This is a genomic window from Planktothrix sp. (assembly GCF_046067725.1).
Classification (GTDB): Bacteria; Cyanobacteriota; Cyanobacteriia; order Cyanobacteriales; family Microcoleaceae; genus Planktothrix.
Genome location: NZ_JBJUDF010000036.1, coordinates 1 through 11757 on the forward strand (window position 1 = coordinate 1; position 11757 = coordinate 11757).

4 protein-coding genes are annotated in these 11757 nt (G+C 38.2%); 3 read left to right on the forward strand and 1 reads right to left on the reverse strand.

Annotated elements, in window-relative coordinates:
* Positions 1–184 precede the first annotated feature (184 nt).
* Positions 185–751: a Uma2 family endonuclease gene (locus ACKPEB_RS01955; protein ID WP_408963094.1), complete on the forward strand. Its 567-nt coding sequence runs from the start codon at positions 185–187 to the stop codon at positions 749–751.
* A gap of 155 nt (positions 752–906) precedes the next feature.
* The gene (locus ACKPEB_RS01960; RefSeq protein ID WP_408963095.1) at positions 907–9342 is read left to right on the forward strand and encodes an SDR family NAD(P)-dependent oxidoreductase; all 8436 of its coding nucleotides are present in this window, start codon (positions 907–909) and stop codon (positions 9340–9342) included.
* A 57-nt stretch (positions 9343–9399) separates the two neighbouring features.
* Here ACKPEB_RS01960 and ACKPEB_RS01965 read toward each other — a convergent pair whose 3' ends face one another.
* Positions 9400–9738 carry a hypothetical protein gene (locus tag ACKPEB_RS01965; RefSeq protein WP_408963096.1) on the reverse strand — a complete coding sequence of 113 codons (339 nt, stop codon included), beginning with the start codon at positions 9736–9738 and terminating at the stop codon, positions 9400–9402.
* A 69-nt stretch (positions 9739–9807) separates the two neighbouring features.
* Between ACKPEB_RS01965 and ACKPEB_RS01970 the strand changes: the two genes are divergently transcribed.
* Positions 9808–11736: a beta-ketoacyl synthase N-terminal-like domain-containing protein gene (locus tag ACKPEB_RS01970; protein WP_408963097.1), complete on the forward strand. Its 1929-nt coding sequence runs from the start codon at positions 9808–9810 to the stop codon at positions 11734–11736.
* Positions 11737–11757 lie beyond the last annotated feature (21 nt).

Here is an 11757-nt window from a genome sequence, read left to right on the forward strand (position 1 = left end):
GATAGTAATTACACTCGTAATTACATTAGGGAAAGTTTCATGATCCAGACCTTAAAGTTACGCAAAATTGGTAATTCTGTAGGGGTGACATTTTCTAAGGAGTTGTTAGAAAAGCTCAATCTTTCCGAAGGGGATACTGTAATTGGTTTTTAAGATTATTTGAATTAAAGGATTAATGATTACCATGACATCAGTTCAATTCACTACAAATTTTTCTTTAGAAGAGTTCTTGAAATTGCCGGAAACTAAACCCGCTTGCGAGTACATTGACGGTCAAATTTATCACAAAACAATGCCCCAAGGAAAACACAGTATTCTGCAAACTCGCTTAGTAACCCTTATTAATCAAGTTGGTGAACCGCAGCAATTAATTTATGGACTTACAGAATTAAGATGCACGTTTGCAGGGTGTTCTCTTGTTCCAGATCTTGCCGTATTTGAGTGGTCGCGCATTCCTGTTGATGAAGATGGAGAAATTTCAAACCGAGTAGAAATTGCTCCAGATTGGATCATTGAAATTCTTTCCCCCGAACAGTCTCCAAACCGCGTGATTAACAAGATTATTTTCTCTCTTAAACAGGGAACAAAGTTAGGTTGGTTCATTGACCCCGATGATAAATCGGTGATGGTTTTTCAACCCAATCAATTACCAGAAGTTAAATATGATGTAGATATTTTACCTGTTCTTAGTGTAATAGAAAGTTGGCAAATTTCAGTCGCCGATGTTTTGGGTTTGTTGAAATTTAAATAAGTAACAAGCTTTAAGTTTGGTATTATTAATCGTTATTTGCCTTAGTGGGACTTAAACAAAAATCAGGAAAGAAAGAGATTATAATGATTATATAGCAAGCACATAACGTTTCCTTGGTAAAATATCTCGAAAAAATGAAACCAACTCCGTAACCCATGCAAGAAGACTTCCCCTCCCTCAATCCAGCAATTGTTGATGGCGGTTCTCTTTCCGTTGATCTCAACACCCCTCAAACTTTAATTGAAGGATTACAAACAGCCACTAAAACTTCAACCAAACAACAAATTGTTTACTGGCAATCCCAGGGCGAAGTTATCCATCAATCCTATCGTCAACTGTTAGAACTCGCTGAAAAAATTTTAGCCGGATTAAGAAGCAAAGGATTACAACCAGGGGATAAAATTATCCTGCAACTTGAACAGAATTTTGATTTAATTCCGGCATTTTGGGGTTGTATTTTAGGTGGATTTATTCCTGTTATTCTCGAAGTTCCCCCCAGTTATCAAGAGTCTAACCCGATTCGAGAAAAACTGATTTTAATTTGGCAATTTTTAGAGTTTCCCACTATTTTAACATCCCAAATTCAGGCACCTGATCTTCAAAACTTAGCCGGACAGAATCTAAGGTTAGTTTCGATTGCACATTTATGGCAATTTTCCCCAGATACTAACTATTATTCTCCCCAACCCGATGACGTGGCACTTCTCAGTCTTTCCTCTGGGAGTACCGGAATTCCTAAATGTATCCAACTCACCCATCGAAATCTAATTAGTCGCGCCAGAGGGGCAAATCTTCTAAATCATCACCACCAAAATGATATTATTTTAAATTGGCTACCCTTTGACCATATTGGCAGTATTAGCGATTGGCATATTCGGGGAATTTTATTGAGCTGTAAACTGATTTATACAACTAAAGAAAATATTCTCGCTTCTCCCCTCAATTGGATTGAATTAATTAATCAATATCGAGTTACCCACAGTTGGGCACCTAACTTTGCTTATAGTTTAATTAACCAACACTTAGAAAAAAATCCTCGCCAAAATTGGGATTTATCCTGCGTTAAGTTTTTATTAACGGCGGGTGAAATTATTAGCGTTGATGCGATTAAAACTTTTTTACAAAATTTGGTCAGCTATAATTTACCCGCAACGGCAATTCGTCCAGCATTTGGGATGGCAGAATTAGGATCAGGAATTACTTATTTTATCCCCAATCAATCCGAAGTTTTTAGAATTCACTGCTTAGATAAAGCCTGTTTAAGTGGAACGATTAAACGAGTAGAAAATACGGATATTAATTCTAACTCGTTTGTTAATTTAGGGGAACCGATTCCAGGAGTAAAAATTAGAATTGTTGACGAAGAAAATAATGTCCTCCCCGAAGAAAGCATCGGTCATTTACAAGTAAAAGGGGATGTAGTTTCTCCAGGATATTATAATCATTTTGAAGCGAATCAAGAAGCGTTTACCAGTGAAGGCTGGTTTGTCACGGGGGATTTAGGGTTTATTAGCGATCGCAAACTCACACTGGTGGGTCGGGCTAAAGATACGATTATTATCAATGGCGTGAATTATTATAGCCATGAAATTGAAGCCATTGTAGAAACTTTACCAGAAGTTGCTGTTTCTTATACGGCGGCTTGTGCAGTGCGTCCACCTCATCAGAATGGCACAGAAAAATTAGCGATTTTTTTTCATCCGATTAGCAGTGATAATATTATAAGTTTAAGTCATAAAATTAGAGAAAAATTATTAACTAAAATTGGGATAAACCCTGACTATATTATTCCGGTAGACAAAACAAGTATTCCTAAAACAGCCATTGGTAAGATTCAACGCCAACAGTTAACCCAACAATTTGAAGCCGGAGAATTTAACGAGATTCTGCAACAATTCCAACGTTCAACTGCCGTTAATACTCTACCTACAACCGAACTTGAAGAACAAATCACTTTAATTTGGCAAGCTGTTTTAGGTTTATCTTCGATTGGATTAACGGAAAACTTCTTTGAGTTAGGGGGGAATTCTCTCTTATTAATTCAAGTTCAACAGCAAATTCAAGACAAATTAGGCTATGACTTAGCCATTATTAACTTTTTCCGTTATCCAACCATTGCAGCGTTAGCGGATTTCTGCACCTCTAAAACCACACCGAAAGCGACTCCTAATCAGACTCGCAATCATTCGACGGGTTCGCAACCGTTTAATATTGCAGTGATTGGTATGGCGGGGCGATTTCCGGGGGCAGATAATTTAGAGAAATTTTGGCAAAATTTACAAAACGGCGTTGAATCCATTTCCTTTTTTACCGATGCAGAAATCCTCGCATCCGGTGTTGATCCAAACTTAGTTAAAAATCCCAATTATGTTAAAGCTAGTCCGATTTTATCCAATATAGAATTGTTTGATGCTGACTTTTTTGGGTATACCGCCAAAGAAGCAGAATTAATCGATCCGCAACAGCGTTTATTATTAGAATGCGCTTGGGAAAGTTTAGAAGATGCTGGATATGATCCGTTGAATTATAACGGTGCTATTGGCATTTATGCGGGCGCGGCAATGAATACTTATATTTTCAATAATTTATATCCCAATCGCCATCAATTTGATCCGAATGAAACTTTACAAACATTGACTTTAGATTCTATGGGTGGCTTTCAACTCATGGTGGCTAATGATAAAGATTATCTAACCACTCGCATCTCCTATAAATTAAATTTAACAGGCCCCAGTGTGAATTTACAAACCGCTTGTTCAACGTCATTAGTAGCGGTTCATGTTGCTTGTAAAAGTTTGCTGAATGGCGAGTGCGATTTAGCATTAGCGGGGGGTGTTTCGGTTAGAGTTCCTGAAAAACAAGGGTATCTTTATCAAGAGGGAATGATCGTTTCTAATGATGGTCATTGTCGCGCCTTTGATGCAGAGGCAAAAGGTACAATTTTCGGCAGTGGTGTCGGGTTAGTTGTGTTAAAAAGATTAGAGGAAGCGATCGCCGATCGAGATCAAATTTATGCGGTCATAAAAGGGTCTGCAATGGCAAATGATGGTGCCACAAAAGTTGGATATTTAGCACCTAATGGAGAAGGACAAGCGAGAGTGGTAGCAGAAGCAATGGCGATCGCTAATATTACAGCAGATACAATTAATTATATCGAAGCGCACGGAACCGGAACAATTTTAGGTGATCCGATTGAAATTGGCGGCTTAAGTCAGGCGTTTGAAATGACAACCGATCACAAGAATTTCTGCGCCATTGGTTCAGTTAAAACGAATATCGGACATTTACAAATTGCATCGGGAATTGTTGGGTTTATTAAAACGGTTTTAGCGTTGAATTATCAACAATTACCGCCCAGTTTATACTTCCGCAATCCGAATCCGAAAATTAATTTTAAGAATAGTCCTTTTTATGTCAATACGGATTTAAAAGACTGGGTGAGAACCGACACCCCCCGTCGCGCTGGGGTCAATTCTTTGGGGGTGGGAGGAACCAATGTTCATGTGATTTTAGAAGAAGCACCAGAACCGTTAAGGGTTGATCAAATTAAACCTTCTCATTTTCTTTTAACCCTTTCTGCTAAAACAGAAACTGCTTTAAAGGCGTTAGTTAATCGTTATCTAAATTTTTTGAATAATCATCCTCAACTATTATTAGAAAATATTGCCTTTACGACTCAAATCGGGCGATCGCATTTTAATTATCGATTAGCCATTCTTACGGATTCTATTGAGAATTTACAGCAACAATTAACTGCTATTCAAAATTATCAAGAAAATCCCAACTGGCTTCAAGGAAAAATCCGTCATTCCCGTCACAAAATCGCCTTTTTATTTACCGGACAAGGTTCTCAATATATTAATATGGGTCGTCAACTTTATGAAACCCAACCCACCTTTCGCCAAACTTTAGATGATTGCGATCAAATTCTTCGATCTGAGTTAGAAAAACCGTTGCTTTCTGTTCTTTATCCTCAACAAAATCAACCTTCTCCCCTCAACGAAACCGCCTATACCCAACCCGCCTTATTTGCGATTGAATATGCTTTATTTACCTTATGGAAATCTTGGGGAATTACACCGGAAGCCGTTTTAGGTCATAGTCTGGGAGAATATGTTGCGGCTTGTGCGACGGGGGTTTTTAGTTTAGAAGATGGGTTAAAATTAATGGTGGCGAGGGGACGACTAATACAACAGTTACCTCCGAGGAAGATGCTCACGATTTTTGCCGATCAAAACACCGTTGAATCCTTAATTGAATTGCATTTGGGCAAAGTTGCGATCGCTGTTATTAACCATTCGGCAAATATTGTGATTTCCGGTACTGAATCCGCCGTTAACGCTATTGTAGAAATTTGTAACAAAAAAAAGATTAAAACTCAATATTTAACGGTTTCTCATGGGTTTCATTCTCCCTTAATGGAACCGATTGTTAATAAATTCAAGCAAATTTTAAGCCAAGTTAACTTTTCCCGTCCTAATATTTGCTTGATTTCTAATTTAACCGGAGAAATCATTCATCAAGAAATAACCACGCCTAACTATTGGTGTCGCCATCTCTTAGAAACAGTTCAATTTGCTGCGGGTTTGGAAACCTTAAAACAAGCAGGTTACAATGTTCTAATTGAATGCGGTGCTAAACCGATTTTATCAGGAATTGCGCGTTTTTCCTACTCTAATCAGGAGGTAATTTGCTGTCCTAGCTTACGATCTGAAGGAACAGATTGGCAAGAAATTTTAAAGAGTTTGAGTCAACTTTATATTCAGGGTGTGGTGATTGATTGGAAAAAATTTAATCAAGATTATTCTTATCATAAAGTCAGTTTACCGTTATATCCCTTTGAACGGAAACGATATTGGATTGATCCTCCCAAAGAAGTCATCCAACAACGTTTAATGAAACCCTCTCGATTAATTCATCCTTTACTCGGAGAAAAACTATCTTCCCCTTTAAAACAAATTTTATTTCAATCCCAACTTAGTCCAAATAATCCTACATTTCTGAAGGATCATCGAGTTTATCAACAAGCTGTTTTACCAGCAACGGCTTATTTAGAAATTGCCTTATCCGCAGGAATTAAAATTTTTAATCATCAAAATTTATGCTTAAAAACTATTACATTTGAAAAAGTATTATTCTTAACAAAAAACCTCCCTAACATCGCAGGGGCTGGGTATCCTTGCCCAATTCTAGCCGAAATTGAAACAACAATTCAAGTTATTTTAGAAAAAAATCCAACAGAATCTTCATTTAAAATTTATAGCCAATATTCAAATCAAGAGGAGGATTGGAGCTTAAATTGTTCAGGAAAAATTACTTTCCCTTCTCCACCTCAACATTTAGAATCGATTAATATTGAATTCTATCAAACGACTTTACAACCGAGAGAACCTCAACACCATTATCAAACATGCCAACAACGGGGATTAGAATATGGTGAGACTTTTCAAGTTTTAAAACAATTGTGGGTTGGAGAAGAGCAAGCGTTAGGTAGGATAGAATTACCCAAAAATTTAGAGGCTGATTCTTATCACGTTCATCCGGTTTTATTAGATGGATGTTTACAAGTCCTCCTGACAATTTTACCGGATTCTAATTTATCCGAAGTTTATTTACCTACTTCGCTTGAACAGTTAACAATTTATCAACGTCCTCAAACCTGCGTCTGGAGTTATGTCAGGTTACGTTCTAATTCCTTAGTTGCTGATGTTCAACTCTTTAACACCGCAGGTGATTTAGTAATGGAAGTCAAAGGGTTAACGTCTAAAAAAGTGACTTCCCAAACGCTTCTTGGTGTAGAAATACCTCAACAACCGTTAGAAAATTGGTACAATTGGTTATATGAAATAAAATGGCAAAAACAAAATCAATCTGTCCCTCAAACTCTTTCTAATTTAACGAAAAAAGCAGGGGATTGGTTAATTTTAACTCAACCTTCAACGCTTGCAAAATCGCTAGAAATATTGCTAACCTCCCATAATCAAACTTGTCAGTTAGTTAATCTAATAGAACCGATTGATTTTGAAACGTTATTTAAGTTTAGGCGATCGCATCTTCCCTTACAAGGTGTGATTTATTTAGGGAGTCTTGAAACTTCCTCTCAACCGGAATGGGAAATTATTCTTAATTTAATTCAAAGTTTAGCATCTCAACAAGGGTCAGAACCACCTCAACTTTTTATCGTCACTAGAGGAACACAAGCCATTAATAATAGTATCATTCAAGAACCTGCAATTCTTCAATCAACCCTTTGGGGACTGGGAAAAACCATCGCTTTAGAACATCCTGAATTTCGGTGTCGGTTAATTGATTTAGATGTCTCTCCCCAACCGGATGAAGCGGCACAGTTATTCACAGAAATTATAACAGAAAATTCTGAAGATCAAATTGCATTTAGAAAGGGCGATCGCTGGGTTCCTCGACTGATTAAAAAATCTCAGCACCATTCATTTCCTCAAACGTCACTACAACTACAAATTACGCAACGAGGAACCTTAGAACATTTAAAATGGCAACCCATTTCTCGCCGTCAACCCAGTTTTGGGGAAGTGGAAATCAAAGTGCAAGCAACTGGATTAAATTTTAGAGATGTTTTAAATGCTTTAGATTTGTATCCAGGGGAAGCGGGAGATTTAGGGTTAGAATGTGCGGGAGAAATTATCGCCGTTGGGGATGGAGTAAACTCATTTAAAATCGGTGATCCAGTAATGGCGATCGCACCTGGCAGCTTTAACCAATATATTACAATTAATGCTGAATTAGTTGTCCTCAAACCCGAATTGTTAACGGTTGTAGAAGCCGCAACAATACCCGGTGCATTTCTAACCGCTTTCTATACTTTATATTCTTTAGCAAATATTACCAAAGGCGATCGCATTCTCATTCATGCAGCAACCGGAGGCGTAGGGTTAGCTGCGGTACAATTGGCTAAAAAAGCAGGTGCAGAAGTCTTTGCGACCGCATCTCCGAGCAAATGGTCGCTGCTAGAATCTATGGGAGTTAAGTATATTATGAACTCCCGAACATTAGACTTTGCGGAACAAATTCTCACGCTAACAGAAGGTGAAGGTGTTGATATTGTCTTAAATTCCCTAACGGGAGATTTTATTCCTAAAAGCCTTTCAATTCTTAAAGAAAACGGTCGTTTTATAGAAATTGGAAAACAAAATATTTGGCAACCGGAAAAAGTCGCTGATTTCAAACCGAATATTTCTTATTTTATTGTTGATTTAATGGAGATGATTCAGCAAAATCCGAGTTTAATTCAATCCTTATTTTCTCAATTAATCCATCAATTTGCTGTGTCTCAACTTCAACCGTTACCTCATCAAGTTTTCTCTGCAGAACAGATAATCGAGGGGTTTCGGTTCATGCAGCAAGCGAAACATATTGGTAAAATTATTATTACTCCTCCCCTAGAACAAACCAACTCGAATCGTTCTAAAAGCAGTTGGGAAGACTCATCTTATTTAATTACTGGAGGATTAGGAGATTTAGGATTAACCATTGCAGAACAGTTGAGCAAATGGGGAGCAAATACGATAATTTTAGTGGGGAGAAATTCAGTAAACGAGGTGATTCAGACTCGAATTAACTCGTTTCAAGCTAATATTATTGTTAGACAAGCGGATGTTACGGATTATCAGCAATTAGCAACGGTATTTGAGGAAATTTATCAAAGTTTATCCCCCTTAAAAGGAGTGATTCATGCAGCGGGATTAATTGAAGATAAGATGTTAGTTCAACAAAGTCGAGAATCTTTTAAAAAAGTGATTTCACCGAAACTTAAAGGTGGCTGGAATTTACATCAATTAACTCGTGCTCTTGATCTCGATTTTTTCCTGTTATTTTCTTCCGTTGCTTCGGTGTTGGGTTCCGCAGGTCAAAGCAACTATTCCGCCGCGAATATCACCTTAGATACTTTAGCGCATTTCCGGCGAGGACAAGGACAAACAGCCACCAGTATTAACTGGGGTGCTTGGGGTGAAATCGGACTCGCACATCGAACAAATCAACCTTTAAGTATTAAAGGAATGGGAACAATTTCCCCTGAACAAGGGTTAGCTGTTTTAGAGTGGATTTTAATAGAAAAACCGACTCAAGTGAGTGTGATTGATTTTGAACAACCTCAATTACTGCAACAAAAAAGCTATCCTTTCTTGAGTGAATTGTTATTGTCTTCTCAGGAAGAACAAACTTGGATTAATCAACTGAAATCTTTACCGATGACCGAAGCTTATCAACAATTAAAACAAGAAATTCAATCTCAATTAGCGATTGTGTTAGGTTTAGATACGGGGACAACTCTTGACCCAAACCAGGGATTTTCTGAACTCGGTTTAGATTCTTTAACATCTGTGGAATTCAGAAACCGTTTGCAAAATCGTTTTCAATGTTCTTTTCCAACGACGATAATTTTTGACTATCCCACGTTAGCCGATTTAACCAATTATTTAGGGGAAAGTATTCTATCTTTAACCTATGATAAAAATCAACGAATTGTTGATGAATCCTTGTCTCAAGTTCAACAGCTTTCTGAGGAGGAAGCAGAGGCGCTGTTATTAGAAAAATTGAACCTTTGGAATTATTAATAAAATCTAAAGTATTAGAAACCAATAAAAAACTTATTTTAAGTTTTCCCAGAGCTTTCAAGCATTATTTTTTGCTATTAGTTGTTTTAATTCCATAATCTCACGTTTTAACTTCCTGAGTTTGGGGGTGACATCTTTTATTATGTCTTCCCTCAACTCTCCCATAGTTGATTTTGTCTTTGGAATAATGACATTCATCGGGTTAGTCGGTCTACCACCGATCTTTAAACCTAATTCTCGTTTTTGTCCTGTGAGTAACATTGTTAAAAGCCGTTGTGCGGTTTTAGATGCACTTTCACCCTCACGGGCTTCTTCAATGAGTTTAGCATAAGCTTTTTCTCCCAGTCTAAAATTGATTGGTCGTGATGGCATTAATAAAACTCCTTTTTTGCTCATCTATTTAAATTGTGAACAGTTCAACTATAGATGTCAACAGGTTTTGTTAAAACAATCTCCTGAAACTTGTTGACAAAATGGATTTTATGCGATAGAAAATCAGAATTTGCTGATTCTAATAAATTGCATACCGAACTATCCCCAACCAAACGAGCACTTTTGGCCCTCGAACAAATGCAAGCCAAACTAGAGGCGCTGGAAAATCGCCATCATGAACCCATTGCCATTATTGGGACGGGATGCCGTTTTCCAGGGGGTGTGGAAAGTCCCGAACAATTTTGGCAACTGCTGCGGAATGGCGTTGATGCGATCGCACCTGTTCCCCAAGATCGCTGGAATATCGATGAATACTATCATCCAAACCCCGACATCCCAGGAACCATTTGTAACCGTCTGGGGGGGTTTGTCGGCAATTTACAGGATTTTGATGCTCAATTTTTCCGCATTTCTCCCAGAGAAGCCGCCAGTCTCGACCCCCAACAACGCCTGCTTTTAGAAGTGAGTTGGGAAGCATTAGAAAATGCGGGTTTAGCCGTCGATCGCCTCGTGGGAACCCAAACGGGAGTCTTTGTTGGCATCTGTGCAAATGATTATTGGCATCGGTTACTCAGCCGCCAAAACACTGAAATTGATGCTTATCTTGCCACTGGAAATTCCCATAGCTTGGCGGCCGGTCGAATTTCCTATAGCTTTGGTTTTACTGGCCCTAGTTTAGCGTTAGATACGGCTTGTTCCTCTTCATTAGTTGCCGTTCATTCCGCTTGCCAAAGTTTAAGAAATCACGAGTGTAATCTGGCGATCGCAGCAGGGGTTAACCGAATTCTTTCTCCGCAAATGAGCATTAACTTTTCTAGGGCAAAAATGTTATCCCCAGAAGGACGTTGTAAAACCTTTGATCAAGCGGCGGATGGATTTGTTCGGGGGGAAGGTTGCGGGGTCATTGTATTAAAACGGTTAAACGATGCGATCGCTTCAAATGATAATATATTAGCGATTATTCGGGGTTCTGCCGTTAACCATGATGGTCGTACCAGTGGCTTAACAGTTCCCAATGGTCGCGCCCAGCAAACCGTGATTCAGCAAGCGTTAGAGAATGGTCGAGTTAAACCAGAACAAGTCAGTTATATTGAAACTCATGGCACTGGAACTCCATTAGGAGATCCGATCGAAGTGAATGCTTTAAATGCCGTTTATGGCGAAAATCGAGCGGATCATTTTCCTTTAATTATCGCTTCTGTTAAAACCAATATTGGTCACTTGGAAGCGGCGGCAGGAATGGCTGGATTAATTAAAGTTATTTTAGCATTACAACATCAAGAAATTCCACCCCATTTACATTTTAATACCCCTAATTCTCATATTGATTGGGATAAAATAGCGGTTAAAGTTCCAACCGTTCTTTTACCTTGGGTGAGAGGAAATCAAGACCGAATAGCAGGGGTCAGTTCCTTCGGATTTAGTGGAACGAATGCCCATGTGATCTTAGCAGAAGCTCCGTTATTAGAGACGAAATCAATAACAACAGAACCAACTGTTAATCTATTAACTTTATCGGCAAAAACTCCAACCGCTTTACAACAGTTAGCTGTCCGATATCAAAATTACTTAAAAAATAATAAAAATCACGCTTTAGCCGATATTTGTTTTACTGCGAATATCGGGCGATCGCAATTTAATCATCGGTTAGCCATTATTACCCGATCTAAACAAGAATTACAACAACAATTCGCTGAATTTTGTAGTGGAGGAACCCCAGAAGGACTATTTCAAGGACGAGTGCGGGACAATCAAGTTAATCATCGTTTTTTCCCAGACCTAGAGTTTCTATCCTTACAAAATGACTCAAAATCGTTATCTAATTTAGCAGAATTTTACGTTAATGGGGGGTCAGTTAATTGGGAGAAATTCTATCAAGGTTATTCAGGTTGTAAAGTGGTGTTACCTAATTATCCATTTCAAAGACAACCATTTTGGATCATTTTGGATTTAGTTTTTTGATATAATCGGGAAGGTTAATCT

Bases quoted from the DNA above. Each gene is read 5' to 3' on its own strand.
- ACKPEB_RS01965 (WP_408963096.1), bottom strand. From the start codon at position 9,738: ATGAGCAAAAAAGGAGTTTTATTAATGCCATCACGACCAATCAATTTT.
- ACKPEB_RS01960 (WP_408963095.1), top strand. From the start codon at position 907: ATGCAAGAAGACTTCCCCTCCCTCAATCCAGCAATTGTTGATGGCGGT.
- ACKPEB_RS01955 (WP_408963094.1), top strand. From the start codon at position 185: ATGACATCAGTTCAATTCACTACAAATTTTTCTTTAGAAGAGTTCTTG.